This window comes from Pseudomonadales bacterium, assembly GCA_024234165.1.
Classification (GTDB): domain Bacteria; phylum Pseudomonadota; class Gammaproteobacteria; order Pseudomonadales; family UBA5518; genus UBA5518.
This window is the reverse complement of record JACKOP010000002.1, coordinates 268487-288821: the sequence shown is the minus strand read 5'-3', so window position 1 is coordinate 288821 and position 20335 is coordinate 268487. Positions and strand designations below refer to the sequence as shown.

Annotated in this window: 16 protein-coding genes; 7 read left to right on the top strand and 9 right to left on the bottom strand. The window is 64.6% G+C overall.

Features of this window, described 5'->3' with window-relative positions; genetic code table 11:
- Positions 1–40: 40 nt before the first annotated feature.
- Positions 41–1063, bottom strand: coding sequence for a dihydrodipicolinate reductase (locus H7A12_07040; GenBank protein ID MCP5320564.1), 1023 nt, complete (start codon positions 1061–1063; stop codon positions 41–43).
- A 237-nt stretch (positions 1064–1300) separates the two neighbouring features.
- Between H7A12_07040 and H7A12_07035 the strand changes: the two genes are divergently transcribed.
- The 4 genes from H7A12_07035 to H7A12_07020 all read left to right on the top strand — a co-directional run bounded on the left by H7A12_07035 (position 1301) and on the right by H7A12_07020 (position 6603).
- On the top strand, positions 1301–1945 hold the full coding sequence (locus H7A12_07035; GenBank protein ID MCP5320563.1) for a hypothetical protein: 645 nt from the start codon (positions 1301–1303) through the stop codon (positions 1943–1945).
- 81 nt (positions 1946–2026) lie between these two features.
- Positions 2027–3028 (top strand): respiratory nitrate reductase subunit beta, encoded by a 1002-nt coding sequence (locus tag H7A12_07030; GenBank protein ID MCP5320562.1) that lies wholly within the window; start codon positions 2027–2029, stop codon positions 3026–3028.
- A gap of 48 nt (positions 3029–3076) precedes the next feature.
- Positions 3077–5965 (top strand): molybdopterin-dependent oxidoreductase, encoded by a 2889-nt coding sequence (locus H7A12_07025; GenBank protein ID MCP5320561.1) that lies wholly within the window; start codon positions 3077–3079, stop codon positions 5963–5965.
- A complete protein-coding gene (locus H7A12_07020) occupies positions 5962–6603 on the top strand; it encodes a molecular chaperone TorD family protein (GenBank protein ID MCP5320560.1) in 642 nt (213 codons plus the stop codon). The genes H7A12_07025 and H7A12_07020 overlap by 4 nt, the downstream gene beginning before the upstream one ends.
- Before the next feature lie 227 nt (positions 6604–6830).
- Here the strand turns inward: H7A12_07020 and H7A12_07015 are convergent, their stop codons facing one another.
- The 4 genes from H7A12_07015 to H7A12_07000 all read right to left on the bottom strand — a co-directional run bounded on the left by H7A12_07015 (position 6831) and on the right by H7A12_07000 (position 12137).
- Positions 6831–9113, bottom strand: coding sequence for an NADP-dependent malic enzyme (locus H7A12_07015; protein ID MCP5320559.1), 2283 nt, complete (start codon positions 9111–9113; stop codon positions 6831–6833).
- Between the two features lie 103 nt (positions 9114–9216).
- Positions 9217–9549 (bottom strand): YdbL family protein, encoded by a 333-nt coding sequence (locus H7A12_07010; protein ID MCP5320558.1) that lies wholly within the window; start codon positions 9547–9549, stop codon positions 9217–9219.
- Between the two features lie 54 nt (positions 9550–9603).
- Complete coding sequence (locus tag H7A12_07005; protein MCP5320557.1) at positions 9604–9792, bottom strand: YnbE family lipoprotein; 189 nt, start codon at positions 9790–9792, stop codon at positions 9604–9606.
- A 41-nt stretch (positions 9793–9833) separates the two neighbouring features.
- Complete coding sequence (locus H7A12_07000; GenBank protein MCP5320556.1) at positions 9834–12137, bottom strand: YdbH domain-containing protein; 2304 nt, start codon at positions 12135–12137, stop codon at positions 9834–9836.
- A gap of 121 nt (positions 12138–12258) precedes the next feature.
- Between H7A12_07000 and H7A12_06995 the strand changes: the two genes are divergently transcribed.
- Positions 12259–14880 (top strand): response regulator, encoded by a 2622-nt coding sequence (locus tag H7A12_06995; GenBank protein MCP5320555.1) that lies wholly within the window; start codon positions 12259–12261, stop codon positions 14878–14880.
- Between the two features lie 29 nt (positions 14881–14909).
- On the opposite strand, the gene H7A12_06990 is transcribed toward H7A12_06995, so the two are convergent.
- A complete protein-coding gene (locus H7A12_06990; GenBank protein ID MCP5320554.1) occupies positions 14910–16373 on the bottom strand; it encodes a DNA polymerase Y family protein in 1464 nt (487 codons plus the stop codon).
- Positions 16374–16380: 7 nt separating this feature from the next.
- Positions 16381–17037, bottom strand: coding sequence for a translesion DNA synthesis-associated protein ImuA (gene imuA / locus H7A12_06985; GenBank protein ID MCP5320553.1), 657 nt, complete (start codon positions 17035–17037; stop codon positions 16381–16383).
- Between the two features lie 118 nt (positions 17038–17155).
- Here imuA and H7A12_06980 point away from each other — a divergent pair, with 118 nt between their 5' ends.
- Both H7A12_06980 and H7A12_06975 read left to right on the top strand, forming a co-directional pair.
- Positions 17156–17788, top strand: coding sequence for a dUTP diphosphatase (locus tag H7A12_06980; protein ID MCP5320552.1), 633 nt, complete (start codon positions 17156–17158; stop codon positions 17786–17788).
- 250 nt (positions 17789–18038) lie between these two features.
- Positions 18039–18938: a hypothetical protein gene (locus H7A12_06975; GenBank protein ID MCP5320551.1), complete on the top strand. Its 900-nt coding sequence runs from the start codon at positions 18039–18041 to the stop codon at positions 18936–18938.
- Here the strand turns inward: H7A12_06975 and trmA are convergent.
- Entirely contained in the window at positions 18932–20029 is a 1098-nt protein-coding gene (gene trmA / locus H7A12_06970) for a tRNA (uridine(54)-C5)-methyltransferase TrmA (protein MCP5320550.1), read from the bottom strand. The two genes, H7A12_06975 and trmA, sit on opposite strands and share 7 nt — an antisense overlap.
- Positions 20020–20334 carry a TusE/DsrC/DsvC family sulfur relay protein gene (locus H7A12_06965; GenBank protein ID MCP5320549.1) on the bottom strand — a complete coding sequence of 105 codons (315 nt, stop codon included), beginning with the start codon at positions 20332–20334 and terminating at the stop codon, positions 20020–20022. The genes trmA and H7A12_06965 overlap by 10 nt, the downstream gene beginning before the upstream one ends.
- Between the last annotated feature and the right edge of the window lies 1 nt (position 20335).

The window sequence follows — 20335 nt, the reverse complement described above, 5'->3', positions numbered from 1 at the left end:
CTCCTCTGGCCCGGCCTTGTGCCGGGCCTTTTTTGAGTGTTCAGCCCACGTTCACTGTGTGCGCGCCCATGATCAACGGCAGCTGATCCGCAGTGACGATGCCGGGTGAGGCTGCGCACACTGCCGGGATCGCGTTGACCGCTGGCATCGCCGTCATCAGGCCAGGATCGAATTCCGTGGTGCGTCGTGGCTGGTACACGCAGCGCAGCGACGGGGAACCGTCGATTTCGACTACCCAGCCTTCCTCTACCGGCCAGTCGGGTTGCAGCTTGGTGCCGAGCTTCCACGCGATCTTGATCTCGATCACCGCCCGGCCGTTGGCCCGCGCCGACCAGCAGCAGCGCAAGCCGCTGATGCAGCCCTTGCCGATCCGCATATAACCCAGGTCGACGTCTTCGGTAGCCGCCGCGTATTCGACGTCGTAACGGATTTCCTCCACGGGGATCTTCAACGCCGAGGCCATCATCGCCACGGCTTCCTTGAATACCGGCATCGCGCGCTCGGCCATCGCCGGTGCGCCCGGATCATCGACCGGAAGGCCGAAGCCGATCGCCTCCCAGGTGCCTGCGGAGGCGTAGGCAGTGGCGTCCACCGACTCCAGCACCGAGATCTTGTCGATGCGGGTACACGCCGAACTTGCGACCAGCGCGATGATGTTGATGATCCCCGGATTCGTCCCCGTGCCGTAGATCGAGGCACCGCCCCTGGCCGCAGCCGCTTTGATCCGCGCGAGATTTTCCTCGCCATACATGCTGCCGGTGATGAAGTAGGCCGTCGAGACGATGTTGCAGCCTGCCTCGAGGATGCGAACGATGTGATCCACGTCGTAGAACAGCGGCATGTAGCACACGCAATCGGGCTTCAGTGCGAGCAGAGCATCGATGTCCTGCGTGGCCTGGATGCCGATTGGGGGCAGACCGCAGAGTTCGCCGACGTCATGGCCCACCTTGTCCGGCGAATGACTGAAGCAGCCCACCAGTTCCATTCCGGGATGATCGATGATGGCACGGACGGCCGGCTTGCCGACCACGCCGGTGGTCCATTGCACGATACGCAGAGTCATGGCTTCTCCGATTGTTGTGATGATCCGAATTTCCGGTACGGACGTCTCCGCGTCGCAGCGAAGTACCGTTTCCTCCAGGGGCGATGATAGGAACTGGGTTCGGCGATGTCATCCGACTAATGTCAAATAGCCCAATCTGGGCATTCCGGTGGTCCACGGTGCTGTGGGCTCACTAGAATCGGTCGCAGGTGAGTTCCGATACGTGCCGGCCCCGGCTACCGTTTCCGGAGGGACATAATGAAAACGATCGCCACCGTTCACCCGCTCGTGGACCTGCTCGAGCCTGCTGCTGCCGCCTGGAGCGAGGTGCCTCCCACGATCGTTGCACTCACCGGCACCCCTGCCGCGATGCAGTCCACCGCTGCAGTGCGCAACTCCTGGAAGGATCGCCCCATAGGCGCGATCCGTTCGGTCGAGGTCCGTGCCCTGCGTACTGCCGACGCGCTCGCGTTCCACCTGCGCTGGGAGGATCCCGCTCCCGACCGCGATCATGGTGACAATACCGTGTTCCCCGATGCCGCAGCGATTGCGCTGCCGCTGCACGCCGATGCGCCGCTGATCACGATGGGAGCGCCCGGAATGCCGCTGACCGCGTGGTTCTGGCGTGCCGACAGTGGCTCACAGGGCTTCGAGGTGCGTGCAGAGGGGCCAGGCACCACGCAGATCACCGGGCGCAGCGTACAGGCCAGCGCCGCCTGGGACGGCGGCGTCTGGCAGCTCGTGCTGGCGCGTTCACTGGCCGGGGCGGGCACCGCCGACAGCATCGCGCTGGCCGCGGGGCAGACGAGTCGTTTCGGCGTGGCGGTATGGGAAGGCTCACACGCGGAGCGTGGCGGCTTGAAGGCCTTCTCGGGAGACTGGCGCGAGCTCGAACTCGCATAACGGCTCGCACCAGCGCGCTGGCAGCACGTTCGGATAATCAGGGGAGAAGAAACAATGCCTGCAATCAAACGCCAGATGGCCATGGTCCTGGACCTCAACAAGTGCATCGGCTGCCACACCTGCAGTGTTGCCTGCAAGACCTTGTGGACCTCCAGCGAAGGCATGGAGCACATGTTCTTCAATACCGTGAACACGATGCCCGGCGAGGGCACGCCGCGGCAGTGGGAGACCATGGGCGGCGGCTTTCCGGGGGGCGAGGCCGAACTCGGCAAACTGCCCGCGCTCGGCGAGTTCGGTGAAGCGTGGAAGTTCAACCACGAAGAGGTGTTCTACGGCGGCAAAGGCCAGGATGTGCACCTCGGCGTGCAGGGTGCCGTGCCGCAGTGGGGGCCGAACTGGGACGAGGACCAGGGTGCCGGCGAATTTCCGAACAGTTTCTTTTTCTACCTGCCGCGTCTCTGCAACCACTGCACCCACCCTGCATGCAAGGAAGCGTGTCCGCGTGGTGCGATCGAGAAGCGTGTCGAAGACGGCATCGTGATCGTCAACGAAGACCGTTGCCGCGGCTACCGTCACTGCATGGAAGCCTGCCCGTACAAGAAGATCTACTTCAACCACGCGACAAAGGTGTCGCAGAAGTGCATTTTCTGCTTTCCACGGCTCGAGCAGGGGGTTGCACCGGCGTGTGCGCGCCAGTGCCCGGGACGCGTGCGTTTCGTTGGCTACCGCGACGACGAGAACGCACCGATCTGGAAGCTGGTCGAAAAATGGAAGGTCGCGCTGCCGTTGCATCCGGAATTCGGCACCGAACCGAACGTCTTCTATGTGCCGCCGGGCGCACCGGCGAGTTTCGATGCCGAAGGACGCATCGATACCGGCAAGCCGCGCATTCCGAATGAGTATCTGGTGTCGCTGTTCGGCGAGCGTGTGCTCGATGCGCTGCAGACGTTGGCGGAGGAGCGCGCGAAGGCCGCGCGCGGCGAGCGATCGGAACTGATGGACCTGCTGATCGCCTACCGCTGGCAGGACATGTTCGGCGGCTTCGATCGCGATCCGCAAACGATCAAGTGGGTCGAGGCCTGAGGTCTGACAACGGAATCCGGAACGGTCTGTCGGGAGGAGAGTCGCACCATGCCCATCTCGCGTCGTCGTTTCATCATCGGTTCGGCGGCGGTGGCTGCCGCCGGCGGCCTGGTCCTGCACAACCTGCGCCCGCGAGTGCCGCAGAAGCCGCCGTTCCACCCGGCGCCGTCGGTGGCAACACAGCGCGTGCGCTACAACGACTTCTCGGACATCTGGCGCGAGAAGTGGACCTGGGACAAGGTCGCGAAGGGCACGCACACGCGGGCGAACTGCATCTCGGCCTGCTCGTGGGACGTGTACGTGAAGGACGGCATCGCGTGGCGTGAGGAGCAGGCCGCGGTGTACGAACCGCACCGGCCCGACGTACCCGACTTCAATCCGCGTGGCTGTCAGAAGGGTGCCTGCTACACGCACCTGCAGCTTGCCGAATCGCGTGTCACCCACCCGTTGAAGCGGGTGGGTGAGCGCGGCGACGGCAAGTGGAAGCGCGTTTCGTGGGACGAGGCACTGAGCGACATCGCCGATCGCGTGATCGACGCAGCGATCGAGCAGGGCACCGAATCGGTGGTGTTCGACGACGGCACGACCAACGCCGGTTACGGCCCGGACTCTGCCGGTGACATGCGCTTTGCCCAATCCCTGCAGGCGACGCGCATCGACTCCTGGGCAGGAGTCAGCGACATGCCGATGGGGGCAGTGCAGACCTGGGGCCTGTTCAACAGCGAGGGCACTGCGGACGACTGGTTCCTGTCGGACTACATCGTCGTCTGGGTGGGCAACCCGGCGTATACACGCATTCCGGACGTGCACTTCATGCACGAGGCACGCTACCGCGGTGCGCGGCTGGTCGTGATTGCACCCGACTACAGCCCGAGCGCGATCCACGCCGACCTCTGGCTCAACGTGAAACCCGAGACCGACGCTGCGCTCGGGCTCGCGTGTGCGCAGGTGATGATCGAGGAAAAGCTGTTCAAGCCCGAGTACGTGCTCGAACAGAGTGACCTGCCGTTCCTGGTGCGTACCGACAACGAGTCGTTCCTGCGCCAGTCGGACGTGGAGCGCGGCGGCGCCGACAACGCGCTCTACCTGTGGGACGAGGCAAAGAATGCGATCGTCGTCGCACCGGGTTGCGAGGGCGACGGCGATGAGGGGCGCAGCCTCGCGCTCGGGAACATCCGCCCGGCGCTGTCCGGGCGTTTCGAGGTCGGGCTTGCCGACGGCTCCATGGTCGAGGTCGAGACCGTGTTCGACAAGCTGCGCAGGCAGCTCGATGCCGAATACCGTCCCGAGCAGGCGGCCGCGATCACCGGTCTGCATCCCGACACGATCCGCACCTTCGCACGCCAGATGGCGGCTGCGCGCCGCTCGATGATCTTTGCGTCGTGGGGCGCCTGCAAGCACTACCACAGCGACCTGTTCCAGCGCGCGATGATGTTGCTGATGGCCCTGACCGGCAACCAGGGCCACCAGGGCGGCGGCGTGCGTATCGCCGCGTGGTGGGGCATGGATGGTCTCGACGCGCTCGCCTCGCAGTCGGCACTGACCACGATGGAAAAACTGCAGCTCATTCCGAAGGCGATCCGCGGGCTGACGCCGCGCGACTATGAGAAGGTCTTCACCGGCATGAGCGAGCGCGAGGCGATCGTGCCGCTGATGGTGTTCCTGTACGTGCACGGCGGTTACCACGAGATGTGGGACGAGGCGCACCTGCAGGACCCCGCGCTGCCGCGCCATCTGCGCGAGTACGTGCGCGAGTCGCTCGACCGCGGCTGGATGAAGGTGTATCCGCCTGAGGACCGCGCGCCGAAGGTCTACATCTTCACGGGCTGCAATCCGCTGCGTCGCTGGCCGGCCGCGCAGATCGCGCGCGAGAAGCTGTGGCCGAAGCTCGATCTGGTCGTATCGGTCAATTTCCGCATGTCGACCTCCAGCATGTACGCGGACTACGTGCTGCCGGTGGCGGGTTATTACGAGAAATACGGCATCAAGTACGGTCAGACCTACGTGCCGTACATCATCTGCTCCGACAAGGCGACCGAGCCGCCCGGCGAGGCGAAGTCCGACTGGGAAACCTTCGGCCTGCTCAGCAAGTACATTGCCGAGCGTGCGAAGGCGCGTGGTGTCAGCGAGGTGCGCGGCTTCCATGACCAGCCCTTCGACCTGCGCACCGTCTACGACCGCCACACCCAGAACGGCAAGTACGATCCCACCGACCCGGAAGATCCGATCCGGCTGATGGACGTGATCTTCGAGAACAGCCCGAGCGTCGCTGCCAACAGCGGTCGTGAAGCGCTGGCGATGGGCGCGGTGCCGGTGATCGGCACCGGGCGCCCCTCGCTGATCTACCAGAACTACAGCGACTACGACATCAAGGACACCCACTGGCCGCATCGCGATTTCGTCGAAAAGAAGGTCGCCTGGCCGACGCTGACCGGGCGCCAGCAGTTCTATCTGGATCACCCGTGGTATCTGGAAGGTGGCGAGGCGCTGCCGGTGCACAAGGATCCGCCACTCGCGAGCAGCAGCTTTCCGTTGCGGCTCTACGGCGGGCACAACCGCTGGAGCATCCACGCGATCTGGCGTGACCTGAGGCTGATGCTGCAGCTCGAACGCGGGCAGCCGGTGTGCTTCATGAACCCGCGCGACTGCGAGCCGCGCGGTATTGCGGATGGCGACATGGTGCGCATACACAACAATCGCGGCGATTTCGAGTGCATGGTGAAGGTCGCCGCGGCGACCGCTCCGGGCGAGGTGATCGTCTACCACGCGTGGGAGCCGTACCAGTTCAAGCAGTGGAAGGGGTCGACGGAGCCGATCGAGGCACCGTGGAAAGCACTGCACCTGGCCGGCGGCTACAGCCAGTTGCACTACCGCATGTTCTACGGCGCACCCAGCCATGTGCCACGGGGCGCAGCAATCGAGGTCACGAAGGCATGATGCCGGTCGCGCTCGACAGCGCCTGCCTCGAACAGACCGCGCGCCGGCGCAGCGAAACGTGGGGGCTGCTGGCGGCTGCACTCGAATACCCGGACGAAGGGCTTGCCACGCTGATTCGCGCCGGCGCCGTGATGCATCGCGCGCGTGAGCTGTTCGGCGCTCTGGCCCCCGGGCTCGATGCCTCGATCGCGTGGACCGCGCTCGCCGATGTGCCACCGGCTGACGCACTCGCGATCGAGTACTCCCGGTTGTTCGATGCCATCGGTCCCGGAGGGCCCGCCTGTCCGCTGAACAGCGGTGCGCTGCTCGGCGAAGACGGACGGCTGAAACTGCTCGAGGAACTGGTGCGTTTCTACAACCACTTCGGGCTGACGACCGAGGGGGCGCCCGGCAACGAGTTTCCGGACCACGTACTCGCGCAACTCGATTTCCTGCATTTTCTCAGCGAATGCGAAGCCGAGTGTCTTGCGGCAGGCAACGAGGGCGCGGACGACTACCGCCGAGCGCGCACCGATTTCCAGCGTCGCCACCCGGCGCGCTGGTCGGTGGACATGCTGGAGAAGCTCGAACGCCACGCCGCACACCCGTACTACCTGGCGATCGCGCGCCTGATCCAGCACCTCGCAACCCTCCCGTAGGTCGGGTTTCAACCCGGCGATGCCGTCGTCGGCATGAATGCCGACCTACGGATGCGGCTCCAGCCCGTGCAGGTCGGCATTCATGCCGCCATACTTGCCGAGATCGTGCAGCCGGCCGGCGGGTGCGGCCCCAGCCCGTGCAGGTCGGCATTCATGCCGACAGGAATGCCGCTGCCGTTCCTGTCCGACGGAAGGCCGGCCCACAGCATGTCGGGTCGAAACCCGCCCTACGTGTTGCGTTCGCGCAAGCGATGGATTTCCGCCGAGGTGAACGCGCTCATGTTGAAGATGCCACGCGAGGTCACCGAAGGAATCACCACATGCGCCGGTTTGGCAAAGCCGGTGAACAGGGGGCCGACCAACAGCGAATCGGTCAGCGCACGGATCATGCCCAGCGTGATGTTGGCCGAGTCGATGTTCGGCATGATCAGCAGGTTTGCATTGTCGCTCAGCCTGGATTCCTGCAGGGTCGTCTTGCGGATCGCTTCGTTCAGCGCGGTGAACGAGTGCATCTCGCCATCGATTTCCACATTCGGCATCCGTTCGCGCAGGATCTGCGCTGCCTGCCGCATCTTGATCGCCGATGGCGCCTGCGAGGTGCCGAAATTCGAGTGTGCGAGCAGCGCGACGCGTGGCGTGATGCCAAAGTGGCGCACCATTTCGATGCTGGCGCATGTCGTTTCGACCACCTGCTCGACCGTAGGGTCGACGGTGATGAACGCATCGGCGATGAACAACGGTCCTTCGGGCAGCAGCAGCGCGCACAACGACGAGACGTGCTGCTGGTCATCGCCACCGGCCAGCACACCGCGAACCGTGCGCAGATGATCGGCAAACGCGCCGACCTTGCCACAGATCAGCCCATCGGCCTCGTCACGTGCGACCAGAACCGCTGCCAGCGCCGAGGCCTGGGTGCGCATCGCGGTCTGTGCCGCCTCGACCGAAACGCCCTGGCGCCCGACGATCCGGTGGTAGGACTGCCAGTACTCGGGGTGGCTGTCGGCTTCCTCGGGATTGACGATCTGCACATCGCGACCGATATCGATGTGCATCGACAGCCTGTCGATCTGTGTGCGGATCACTTCGGGACGCCCGATCAGGATCGGCAGGGCAACACCCTCGTCGATCACCGATTGCACGGCCAGCAGTACGTCCTCGTTCTCGCCTTCGGCATAGACGATGCGGGCGCGGTGTTCACGTGCCACGTCGATGCACGGCTGCATGAACAGCCCGGAACGGTTCGAGAAGCCATGCAGGTGCCGACGGTACTTGTCGAGATCGGCAATCGGTCGTGAGGCCACGCCGCTTGCCATCGCAGCTTTTACCACCGCCAGCGGCACGTCTTCGATCAGCCGGGGGTCGAAGGGCTTGGGGATCAGGTATTCGGGGCCGAACTTCAGTGTCTCGCCACTGTAGGCCTGTGCCACTTCGTGGGGTACTTCCTTTTCGGCCAGGCCGGCGATCGCCCTTACGGCGGCTGCCTTCATTTCGTCGTTGATCGTGCTTGCGCCGCAATCGAGCGCGCCACGGAAGATGAACGGGAAGCACAGGACGTTGTTCACCTGGTTTGGAAAATCCGAGCGTCCGGTCGCCAGGATGGCGTCCGGGCGCACCGCCAGCGCTTCGTCCGGCATGATTTCCGGGACAGGGTTTGCCATGGCCAGGATCAGCGGCTGGTGTGCCATCTTCTTCACCGATTGGGCTTTCAGGACGCCGGGTCCGGACAATCCCATGAAGATGTCGGCACCGTCGAGCGCCTCGTCGAGCGTACGCAGCGTGGTGTGCCGTGCGTACTTCTGCTTCCACGGGTTCATGCCCTCGGTGCGACCTTGATAGACCACGCCGGAGCGATCGACCAGCGTCACGTTGGCCGGATCGAGTCTCATGGATACGAGCAGATCGACGCAGGCGATGCTGGCAGCTCCGCTCCCCGAGACGACCACCTTCACGTCCTCGATGCGCTTGTTCACGATGCGCAGACCGTTGTAGACCGCTGCAGCCGCCACGATCGCCGTGCCGTGCTGGTCGTCGTGGAAGACCGGAATCTTCATGCGCTCGCGCAGCTTCTGCTCGACGATGAAGCACTCCGGCGCCTTGATGTCCTCGAGATTGATGCCGCCGAAGGTCGGTTCGAGCGAGGCGATGATGTCGACCAGCCGGTCGGCGTCCTTTTCCTCGATCTCGATATCGAAGACATCGATGTTGGCAAACTTCTTGAACAGCACCGCCTTGCCTTCCATCACCGGTTTGCCGGCGAGCGGACCGATGTCTCCGAGTCCGAGTACCGCGGTACCGTTGGTCACGACGGCGACCAGATTGCCGCGAGCCGTCACCGCAGCAGCCTGGGCAGGATCGTTTTCGATCAGTTCGCAGGCATAGGCGACACCCGGCGAATAGGCGCGCGAAAGGTCACGCTTGTTGGCCAGTGGCTTGGTCGGCTGGATGGCCAGCTTGCCTGGTGTGGGATGGGTGTGGTAACGGATCGAACTCTCGCGGAAGGAATCTTCCATCAACATGGCGCTCCGGCAAGGATGGGTGTCGCAGATCGGCACCCGGGGGTGAAGAAACGGAGCGATTATACAAAGGCGTGGCGTGTGATGACCACGTCAGCGCTCATTTCTTGACCCAGCTGCCGTCTTGCGCCTGCACGTAATGTCCGGGTGAGGTTTTCTGCAACGCCTTTTCGGCAGCCAGCAGTTCGACGGAACGCAGGTCGGCACCGGTGCGTGTGGCAATCGCGCGATAATTGTCGCGTCGTGCAGCGTTGATTTCGTTGACCAGTGCGCGCGCCTGCGCGGGTGCCGATGGACTGACCAGCCCCACGTAACCGTCGCGCAGCTCACCGATCCAGCCGGCGTTCTTGGCCTCCTGGATGTCGAGTGCGAATGCCGCAGCGCTGGCAACTATTGCCGCGCTTGCAAGCAGGGTCTTCAGCAGCTTTCTCATGCGGGTCTCCGTTCGGCAGGCGGTAGGTTGTGGCGTACGCCGTTCACGACGTTCTCAGAACAGCCCCTTGTCTTCCTTGAACAGGTCGTCGAGTTCACGATCCACCTTCACGCGGATCTCGTGTTCGATCTTCACGTTGAGGTTGATCGTGATCGGCTTGTCCGGGGCCTCGACCTTGACCGTCGGGGTGCAGCCGATCGTGGCCAGCAGCCAGAGCAACGGGATCGTGTGGCGCAATCGCATCGGCTTTCCTCGTGTTTGGCAGCTACGGTCAGGGACAGGATCTACAGGTGTTGTTCCAGCCAGGCATTGACGCGCTCACCGGCGCTCAGGCTTTGCATCAGGGTGCGCAAGTTGGTCTCCAGTGTCAAATTCAGATGCACCGGACGCTGTGCGTCCAGGTCCGGGTTGCGGCCACGGATCGCGGCGCCGACCGTCAGTGCACCATCGGCACCGTAGTCCAGCGTTGCGTCCACGGAGTCGAACTCGAGGTTCGACAACGCCTTGCGTGTCAGTGCGAGTTCGGTCGACTCCTGTGCGGGCGGGGTCGGTGGGCGGTAGCGGATCACGCCGGGACCGCTGCTGTGCACCTTGCCTGCACGCAGGATCGGCACACCGTCCTGCAGCGTGAACGGCAGCTCGCCGTCCAGTCTTCCGGTGAGCGTCAGGGCAGGATCGTCGAGCAGTGCCTCGACGCGTGCGAGATCGATTCCGCGGATGTTCGCAGTGGCGACGATCGGGCCGCTTCCCGTGATGTCGGCCGCTGCAATCGCGATGCTGCCGCCCATCAGTTGCGCGCCGGCGTCGCGCAGCCGCCAGCCCTCAGCCGTCTGCTGCAGCGTCAGATGCAGTGTGTCGAGCGTGACGCCGGCATTCACGCTGCGTGCACTGCAGTCGATGTCGTCGTGCAGCCGCAGGCGCGAGGATTCCCATGTGAGACTCAGGGGTGCGCAGCCGAGACCGACGAAAGCCGCGCGGCCGATGGTTCCGCCGAGATCGTCGGCGGTCGCTTCGATACGCACGCGTGGCCTTGCGACGCGGCCATCGAGACGTGCGGTCATGCGCAGGCGCCCGCTGCGCAGATCGGCCGCAAATGGTGGCTGTCGGGTGCCGAGCAGCGCGCGCAGCAGGCCGTCTCCCCAGCGCCAGTCACGCGAATCGAGCGACAGCTTGCCTTCCAGTGCGGTGCTGGCGTTCGTGTAGGCGATATGCCAGTCGAGCAGATGGCCGACCGTCGCGTGCTGCAGCGCACCGTCGGTGCTGAACACGCCGGCGGCCATTGCCAGCGCCGTGTGCAGTTCGAGCGGCTGCAGCTGCAGAGCGCCATGGCTTGCGCGCAGTGTGGCCCGTAGATTCACGCGTGGGCTGGCCGGGTCAACGTGCGCCGCATCCAGATGGCCGTCGATGCCGATGTGAATGTCATTGGACGCGTGTGCAAGGCGCAGTGCGAGTCCGATCGCCGGAGTCGCGAGTCCTGTCGAACCGCTCTGCCATAGCGTCGTTGCGGGCGCACCGAGGCGTAGCTTCTGCACCTCCCACAGGTCGATCGGCAGCCTGTCGAGTTGCAGCGTTCCTCCGCTGCTGCTCAGCGATTGCGGTGACCCGTCAGCATCCAGTGCCAGCAGCAGTGGCAGTCGAAGCACGATGCCGGCATCGCCGAAGTGTCCGTCACACGTGTCGAGTGTGATCGCAGTCGCGAACGACTGCGCTGCACTGAGTCCACCCGTGCAGCGCACGCGAGTCGCCGCCGACGGCGTGTCCAGCGTGACGTCTGCCTGCATGCGTGCCACGAGCAGCGCACTCGCTGCATCGAACGGATCGGCGTTGCCGTTGGCGTCCAGTTGCAGCTCACGCACTCCGGCGATTGCTCCAGGCGTCTGCAGATAGGCGTGGAGCTTCCATGCAATCGCACCCGTGAGCGGGTCTGCGAGCAGTTCCGCCACACCGTGTACTGGTGCCTGCACATCGGTGCTCCAGTCGACGTGCCAGGCGTGCGGGGTGTCGCTTGCCGGTTGCCACTGCAGTTGTGCTGCGCCGCGCTGCGGGATGCGCAGCCGTGCGCTGCCGGCGTTGCCGCCGTCGGCGAACATGAGTCTGCCCGACAGCAGTTCCGTGCTGTCGTGGCGGCGCAACAGCAGCCGCTCGACCGTGAGGTCGGACTGCCCGAGTGCCGGCCACCATGCGGTGGTCCAGAAGCGCGGGAGCAGTGGCTCGGTGATCCGTGCCTGGTCATTCTCCGGCGGGAGTCGTGCCTCGAAGCGTGCGATCGTGAGTGAACGTGGTGCGAAGCGCAGCGGACGCAGGCTGTCGAGACCCCAGTACCAGCGTGCATCGTCGATCGTCAGCGTTGCGCCGTTGAGCTCGAGTCGCAGACGTTCGATGCGGCCACCGGTTGCCGAGGCGCCGGGTCCGCGAACCTCGAGCACCCGTACACTACCCGGCAGCCAGGCGTTCAGGGCCGTGAGAATCCGCTCCGGGTGTGCGCGCAGCCACAGCGTCAGCACCAGCGCTGCCAGCAGCACGGCAACGATGACGGTGGCGCCGCGCCACAGGAGCGATCGTGCCGGGCGGGCCCGCAGTGAGCGCATCAGGCTGTCTGTGCCGAACGGGTTTGTCGCCAGTGTACCCGTGCACTTGCGAAACGTCGCCTTCCCGGGCGCCTGACAGCCCGGTTACGGTCGAGGGCCCCGAAGCACGCACCGGTGGACCATGAGGCTCAGTATCCGTTCGATCATGCTGCTGACGATCCTCGTCCCGATGCTGCTGCCCTCGCTGGCGCTCAGCGTGTGGCACACCACATTGCGGGTGCGTGATGCCCGTGCCGGGCTGATTGCGCGCGGCGAGCACGATGTGCGCTACCTGGCCGACGCCGGTTCGTTGGCGCTGATGGTCGGTGACGTCGAGACGTTGCGGCGGCTCGCCGCGAGCAACCTGAGCGAAGGGGACACGGTCGCGGCAAGGCTGTTTCTTGATGCCGACGGGCGGCTGCTTGCTGCGGCCGGCAATGCGCGCGAAGTCGCCAGGCTGCAGCGCTGCGCCGGCAGCGGGGGTTGTCGCGACGAGGCATCGCGCTACGTATTCACGCGCACGGTGCAGTTCGGCTCCGGTTCGTCCGCCAGCAATACGGAACTCGGTGGCCCGACCGTCGTGTCTCCGCAGCCGGTCGGCACGGTGTTGCTGTCGCTGGACCCGCGACGCCTGGGCGTGATCCAGCGTGCGATGCTGCGCGATGGCGCGTTGATCACCTTCGGCGCCCTGCTGGTTGCCTGGCTGGCGACTGCGCGCTTCTCGCGCCGCCTGACCATACCGATGCAGCATCTGTCGACGGTGGTGGCGCGGATCCAGAACGGTGAACTCGGTACGCGCACGGTTCCATCGGGGTCCGGTGAACTGCGCGAACTCGAACAGGGAATCAATGCGATGGCAGATCGGGTCGAGGCATCCAGCCTCGAGTTGAACCGACGTGTCGACGAGGCGACGATCGAGTTGTCGCTGACATTGATCGAGCGTGAACAGCGCAACCGCGCGCTCGACATCGCGCTGGAGCGGGCAGAGTCGGCCGCGCGTGCCAAGGATCTGTTCCTGGCGCGCATGAGTCATGAGCTGCGCACACCGCTGGCCACCGTCACCGGCTATGCGCGGCTGATGCAGCAATCACGCAGCGAGGCACAGCGCGCGGATTTCTATCGCACACTCGAACAGGCATCGCAGATCCTGGTCGCGACGGTCGACGACATCCTCACCTTCGTCAAGCTGGAAGAGGGTTCGCTGCGATTCGAGCAACGCGAGTTCGACCTCGAGGCATGCATCGAGGACGTGGTCCGGATGCAGGCACCGGCGGCTCATGCCAAGAGACTCGACATCGTGTGCCACGTCGTCACCGGATTGCCGTGTTGCGTGATCGGCGATTCGCTGCGCCTGTCGCAGGTGCTCACGAACCTGATCAGCAACGCGATCAAGTTCACCCCGGTGGGCAGCGTGACCGTGCAGGCAGGCATCGAGGACGACGCCATGCTGCGTGTGGTGGTGGTCGACACGGGCATCGGCATCGCATCCGAGGCAGTACCGCAACTGTTCCGTCCGTTCGTGCAAGGTGACGAGAGCGTGACGCGGCGCTTCGGCGGCAGCGGCCTGGGTCTGTCGATTGCCGCGAGCCTGGTGCGCGCACTCGGCGGGCAGATCGATCTGCAGAGCCATCCGGGCGAGGGGACCCGGGTCACGGTGCGCTTGCCGCTCGCGCTGCCGGGATGCGGTGCAGCCGCAGCGGTACCGCTGCCGCGTCTGCGCGTGGCGCTGGCAAGCAGTCCTGGCAACCCGCACCTCGTGGCGCTGCGTGATTACCTCGGTGATTGCTTCGAGTTGCGGGAATTCGTCGACGCTCGTGCGCTGTCCGTGGTCGTTGCGGGAACGGATGCATGGGTGCCGGATCTGTGCCTGTTGCTCGGCGAGTCGCAGACCGAGGCGTGCGAGGACGTGCTGCCGGCATCCGTTTCGCTGGTGCAACTGCAGCGGATCGAAGCCGTTGCCGATGTCGATGCTGCCCGCAGCCGTCATTGCCACAATGTGGTGTCGCTGCCGTTGCGGCGTCGCGAACTGCTTGCTGCGTGTCTGCAGGGCAGCGGCAATGCCGGTCGCGTCGTCGTGAGCCGTTGCGGTGAGTTTTCGGATGATGGCGAGCGTGCACTGGCCTCGCATTGCCTGGTGGTGGAGGACAACGCGCTGAACCTGCGCATGATCGCCACGCAGTTGCGCACGCTTGGCGTGCGTGTCAGCGAGGCTCGAAGTGGTGCCGCAGCGCTGGAACTGCTCGAGCGGCAGCACCCGGACGTGATGCTCGCCGACGTGCATATGCCGGGTATGGACGGAGTGGCTCTCGCAGGCTGCGTGCGCGATCGCTTTCCCGCGCTGCCGGTCTATGCGTTGACCGCGAACGTGATCGGGAGCGAGGAGCACGCACTTGCCGAGGCTGGAGTGCGTGCCGTGCTCTACAAGCCGCTCGATATTGCGCGGTTGCTCGATGTGCTCGCCTGCCATGCCCGGGCCGATCGTGGATGGCGGGTGGTGAGCCGTGCAGGCATCGCAGATGCCGAGGTGGTGCAGGAGATTGCCCGGCTGTTCGACGCGACGTGCAGCGCGGCGGAGGCGGGCGAGCGATCGGTGGCGGTCGACATCGCGCATCAGTTGCTTGGTGTGGCACGGATGTTCACCGAGGGCGAGCTTGCGGGTTGCTGCCTGGATCTGGAGCGGGCGCTGCGCGCACCGGATGACGATCCCGTGCGGCAGGAAATCGAGAACCTCGCCATCCTCGTGCGCAAGACCGGACCGTACTGAGTGCATGGGGCAACGATGCGCGTTCGAGCTCAGCCGAAGAAACCCTGCAGGAACCAGCGCTGGTTCCTGCAGTCGCGGAATATCCAGCACAGTGCGCCGTCGTGCTCGCGCCGGGCGACGAAGTAATCACGACGCGCTTCCCTGCTCCACCACCCGGTCTCGATGCGTTCAGGTCCGCGCAGCAGTTGCAGCCGGCGACCATCGCAACGCAGGTCGCGAGTGTCGCCAGCCAGTGGTTGCGGTTCGTACAGCAACCACGTTGGGCGTTGTCCGGGCGGTGGCGATGCGGAGTGGACGCTGTTGCCCTGGTGTGCGGCGCACCATGCCAGTTCCGGCAGATGGGCGTCAGCGAGACCAAGCCCGATGACGTGCTTCTCTCCCAATCGCAGTGCGAGCCGATCGAGCAGTGCGGCAAGCGCCGCATGAGTTTCGTTTTGCCCGGCTGCACCGAACAGTGTGGCGTTGTGCTGCGGTGTGGGCACGAAATCCCGACACGACAGGGTCAGCGATTCCACCGTCCCGGCGAAGCGTACGCTGTCGAGTCGCAGGCGCGTGAGCTCGAGAAGGGCGGCGTGATCGTGCCGTTGCAGCGAACAGGCGAGTGCGAGCTCCAGCGTCTGGCCCGAGCCGTCACGCAGTTGCCACAGCAGGCGTTGGCAGTGGGCCTGGCGACGTTCGAGAAAGTCGCCGAGTTCGCGCAGCATGCGCTGCATCGGAAACAGCAGCGCCGCGCAGTGGTGCAGCGGCTCGGGGAACGCGCGCTCGGCAAGAAAGAACTCACGAGGACGGTGCGCTGGTCGCGGGTCGGCGAGTTCTCCTGCAAGACGTGCCAGACGCTGCAGGAATTCGTTCCCGAAGCGTTTGCCGAGCGCTGCACGCGGTAGCGCGAGAAGTTCGCCGATGCGCTTGAAACCCATTCTGCGCAGGCGCTGGTGTTGCGATTCCGCCAGCTCGAGCAGCCCCAGTGGCAACGCATCCAGACAGGTGCGGAAAGCCGCGAGATCGCCGTTCACGCACCAGTGCGGAATGTCGACGTGGCTGCAGGGCTGCGCACGTGCCAGCAATCCGGCACCGGCCGGAGTTGGTGCAAGGCCGCTGCGGTGCGTGTAGCCGCGCTCGCGCAGTTGCTCCTCCACCTGCTGCAGCAATGACGCAGGGCCACCGAACAGGCGCAGACTGGCGCCCACTTCGAGCAGCAGTCCGGTGGGTGGGACACGACTCGACAGCGAGGTGAAACGGTGACTCCAGTCGGCCAGCTCGAGCAATGCTGCCGCTTCGTGTGTGGGCTGGTGCTCGATGGTGCGCAATGAGGGGCACAGCGCCCGTGCGGTACTGATCGAGATTCCTGCGCGGACTCCGCAGGTGCCTGCGCGAGCGTCGTGGCACAGCACGCGTTGCTGTTCGACCACGGCCAGCGGGCGTTCGTCCGCGGGAAGATCGCGTGTGAAGAGCTCGAGTGCCAGCAGTGGAAATTCGAGGTGCAGCCAGAGCATGTGCACCTCATTGCAGCAGCGCCGCATCACGTGCGAGCACGAGCTGCTGCCCGGATCGTCCGCCGCGTTGCTTCAGGATGGCGAGTTCGAGATGTGCGCCGGCGGCACGCAGCGTGATCCGCAGTGCGGCCGGTGAGGGTTCGCGCGCCGCCCGTGGTGGCCGGAACATGAACGCTGTGACATCGCCGGCCTGCGCGGCAAGCTGCAGTCGGCGCAGGGTGGCGTAATTCGCGAGTCGCGCCTCGGGCAGCCATGCCAGCAGGCACGATGCCGCTCCGGAGCGCAGGATCTGTTCTGCGCACCACAATGCGTCGTTGCCGGATCCAGACTGCACCAGCAGTGCAGCTTCCAGCCGGATGCCGTGCGTGGACAGCGCCGGTGCATACGGCAGGTGAGGTGGATCCAGAAAGAACAGTCGCCGTGTTCCGCTGCTGCAACGTGCCAGCAGTGGTGCGAGGAGCTGGATCTCGCCGATACCCCAGGTGCTGCCCAGCAGTTCGGTGAGTGCCGCACGCGGCCAGCCGCCGCGGTACAGCACCGCATCGAGTGAGGCGTGACCGCTGGGCAGCACCGTTGCGCCCGTCGGCTCCGGATCGGACGGGCGGGGGTGCGACGCCTGCCACACGTCGGGACGGGCGAGCAGTGCCTGGAGCAGAGGATTCATGGCTAATACTGTATAAAAATACAGCAATATAGGCAAGCCGATGCCTGCCTGCGACAAGCCCTGTGCTAGCATTTCCTGCGCGCTTGGGTACCAGTCTTTGCAAACAGGATTTGCGCTGATGCTGCAACAGTTGACGACGATGCTCGAAATGCAGGACCGCATGAACCGCAAGGTCCATCCGGACTGGATCGCACAGCGTTTTGCATGGTATCGCGCGCTGTGGATCGAGTGCGGCGAACTCATCGAGCACTACGGCTACAAGTGGTGGAAGCACCAGCAGCCGGCCTGGGAACATGTGCGACTCGAGATCGTCGATATCTGGCATTTCGGGATGAGCATGCGCTTCGATGGCAGCAACACGCCGACCACGATCGCCGCAGCAATGCTCGAGGAACTGCGTGCCGAGTCGCCTCGCTCGCTGGAGCTGTGCGAAGCGGTCGAGGCGCTCGCCGCCAGCGCTCTGGTCGAACGCCGTTTCGCGATCGGTCATTTCTGGTCGCTGCTGCAGGCTGCCGAAATGAACCTCGATGAACTCTTCGTCGCCTACGTCGGCAAGAACGTACTGAATTTCTTCCGTCAGGATCACGGCTACCAGCAGGGCACTTATCGTAAGTCCTGGCAGGGTCGCGAGGACAACGAACACCTTTACGAGTTGCTCGGTACACTCGATGCCGGACGCCCGGACTACGAGGTGGCGCTTTACCGTGCGTTGGCGCAACGCTACGCCGCAACGCTTGCGGCAAACACCTGAGCCGACTGTTATGCACATTGCGGCAGGTGAGTCAACATGCGACGTTGAAACTTCACAAATGCGACGTCTAGCTGAAAATACACATTAGAAAAACGATGTAACATACTGATAATAAAAAGAAAAACTAGATTTGATTATTATTTGATCAATCTGAGGCAAACCCAGCGACCATGCGGCACGGCGCCCCATACTCAGAACTTGTGCCCAGACTTATCCACAGAATCTGTGGACAACTGGAGAGCTGAAAACGGTGCAACAGACCGACCAATACCTGTCCGGATCAGCGCTCGCACGTCGCCTCAATATACCCAGTCGGGAACTGTTCGCATTGCTGGCCGAGAATGGCTGGATCGTGCGCCATGGAGAGCAGTGGCGGCTCACGCGCAAGGGGGAATTCGAGGGCGGGAAGTATCTGAACAGCGAGCGCTTCGGTACCTACATCGGCTGGCCCGAACAGGTGCTGGAGCATCGTCTGTTCCGCACCGGTGTCGAGCACGCGCTGCTGACCGCCGCTGCCCTGGGCTTGCGCGTCGGATTGTCGGCGCGCCAGACCAATCTGTTGCTGCTCGAACTGGGCTGGATCTGCAAGGGCGTCAAGGGGTGGGAGCTCACAGCGCGCGGCAAGCTGCTCGGTGGAGTGCAGGAAGAGTATCCGGATACCGGTGTGCCCTATGTGCGCTGGCCGGCGACGCTGAGCGGCAATCCGGTGTTGACCGACAACCTGCGCATCATCCACGCCTACGAGCACCTCGGCGAGGCTACCGAGGGAGACCTGTTCGGTGATCCGGAACGCGAGATCCGCGTCGAGGGAGGCAAGGGGTTACGGGCGCTCGACGGTCATGTGCTGTACAGCAAGGCGGCGCTGATGATCTGTCACTGGTTGTACATGTCCGAGATCGCGCACGCCTGCGGGCGCCGTTTGCCGGTCGAAGGTGACTACCGCAGTGATTTCTACCTGCCGTCGCTGCACCTCTATATCGAGTACTGGGGAGACGAGTCGGCACCCGGACAACTCGGTGCGAAGCTGGAAAAGAAGGCGGTCTACGAGCGTCACGGGCTGAAGTTGCTCGAGATTGACCACGAGGATCTCTCGCGCCTCGACGATGTGCTGCCGCGGCGTTTGCTGAAGCACGGACTCGCGGTCTACTGAACCGGCGCGGTACGGCGACCCAGACTCACGCCGCACTCGAGGTGCGGGGTGTACGGAAACTGGTCGAATGCCGCGAAGCGTTCGATGCGGTGCGTACCCGCCAGCGCCCACAGGTTCTGCTGCAAGGTGTGCGGATTGCACGAGATGTAGATGATCCTGTCGAAACCTGCGACCAGCGCCAGTGTGCGTGGATCGAGCCCTGCGCGTGGCGGGTCGACCAGCACAGTGCGCGCCGCGAAATCGTCCAGATCGAAACCCTGCAGGCGACGGAACGGCCGCGTACGCGCCAGTGCGGCCGCAGTCTCCTCGCTGGAAAGTCGAGCGATGAAGGTGTTGTCGATGCCGTTTGCAGCAAGATTGTGCGTTGCCGCAGCGATCGCAACCTTGTTGATCTCGGTAGCGAGCACGTTCTCGAAGTGTTCCGCGACGGCAACCGTGAAGTTGCCGATGCCGCAATAGAGCTCGACCAGTCCGCCGTCGTTTTGCACGCACGCAGCTCGCGCCCACGCGAGCATCGACCGGTTGACCTCGGCGTTCGGTTGCGTGAAACAACCCTCGGGTTGACGCAACACGAACTCGCGCCCGTCGAGCTGCAGGCGTTCGGTCACGAAATCCTCGCCGACCGTGATGCGCTGCTTGCGCGAGCGCCCCACGATGCGCACGTCGAGGCACCTGGCCAGTACACCGGCCGCCGCCTCCCACGCCACGTCGAGCCGGCGGTGGTAGATCAGGGTCAGCAGGGTTTCTCCGGCCAGCGTATCGAGGAACTCGACCTGGAACAGTCCGGATTTCAGCTCCGGCGAAGCCAGTACCGCGCCGCGCAGTGACACCATCAGTGCGTTGATGCGCTGCGATGCCGCCGGGAATGAGTCGACGCGTACCGGCTCGCGTGGTGTGGCCGGATCGAACATCGCGTAGAAGCCGTCGGCTCCGGCATGCCAGAAGCGGAATTCCGCACGCTGGCGGTAATGGCGGTGTGCAGAGCCGAAGACTTCGGGCTCCGGAGTGTCGAGTCCTGCAAGCAGCTCATGCAGTGTCGCGATCTTGGCGTCGAGCTGCTGTGTATACGCAGCCTGCGTGTTCAAAGGCAATGCTCCGGTTTTGGCAACCCGGCGATGCGTGTCGCGATGCGTGCCGGGCTGCCCGGAAACAGTTGCAACAGGTACAGGCTGCTGCCCTTGTCGTGCCCGAGACGGCGGCGCACCAGACCGACCAGCGCCCGCATCGCCGGTGCGTGTTCATGCGTCACATGGTATTCACGCAGCAGGTACAGGATCTCCCAGTGTGCTGGCGTCAGCCTCACGCCTTCTTCTGCCGCGAGCTCCCGGGCGACGTCCTTGTTCCAGGTGTCACGATCGAGCAGAAAGCCGTGCGCATCGAGCGCGGGAAGCGACATC

Excerpts from the sequence above, each read along its gene's own strand:
- H7A12_07040 (MCP5320564.1), bottom strand. The coding sequence starts at position 1,063 with ATGACTCTGCGTATCGTGCAATGGACCACCGGCGTGGTCGGCAAGCCG.
- H7A12_07035 (MCP5320563.1), top strand. The coding sequence starts at position 1,301 with ATGAAAACGATCGCCACCGTTCACCCGCTCGTGGACCTGCTCGAGCCT.
- H7A12_07030 (MCP5320562.1), top strand. The coding sequence starts at position 2,027 with ATGGTCCTGGACCTCAACAAGTGCATCGGCTGCCACACCTGCAGTGTT.
- H7A12_07025 (MCP5320561.1), top strand. The coding sequence starts at position 3,077 with ATGCCCATCTCGCGTCGTCGTTTCATCATCGGTTCGGCGGCGGTGGCT.
- H7A12_07020 (MCP5320560.1), top strand. The coding sequence starts at position 5,962 with ATGATGCCGGTCGCGCTCGACAGCGCCTGCCTCGAACAGACCGCGCGC.
- H7A12_07015 (MCP5320559.1), bottom strand. The coding sequence starts at position 9,113 with ATGGAAGATTCCTTCCGCGAGAGTTCGATCCGTTACCACACCCATCCC.
- H7A12_07010 (MCP5320558.1), bottom strand. The coding sequence starts at position 9,549 with ATGAGAAAGCTGCTGAAGACCCTGCTTGCAAGCGCGGCAATAGTTGCC.
- H7A12_07005 (MCP5320557.1), bottom strand. The coding sequence starts at position 9,792 with ATGCGATTGCGCCACACGATCCCGTTGCTCTGGCTGCTGGCCACGATC.
- H7A12_07000 (MCP5320556.1), bottom strand. The coding sequence starts at position 12,137 with ATGCGCTCACTGCGGGCCCGCCCGGCACGATCGCTCCTGTGGCGCGGC.
- H7A12_06995 (MCP5320555.1), top strand. The coding sequence starts at position 12,259 with ATGAGGCTCAGTATCCGTTCGATCATGCTGCTGACGATCCTCGTCCCG.
- H7A12_06990 (MCP5320554.1), bottom strand. The coding sequence starts at position 16,373 with ATGCTCTGGCTGCACCTCGAATTTCCACTGCTGGCACTCGAGCTCTTC.
- imuA (MCP5320553.1), bottom strand. The coding sequence starts at position 17,037 with ATGAATCCTCTGCTCCAGGCACTGCTCGCCCGTCCCGACGTGTGGCAG.
- H7A12_06980 (MCP5320552.1), top strand. The coding sequence starts at position 17,156 with ATGCTGCAACAGTTGACGACGATGCTCGAAATGCAGGACCGCATGAAC.
- H7A12_06965 (MCP5320549.1), bottom strand. The coding sequence starts at position 20,334 with ATGTCGCTTCCCGCGCTCGATGCGCACGGCTTTCTGCTCGATCGTGAC.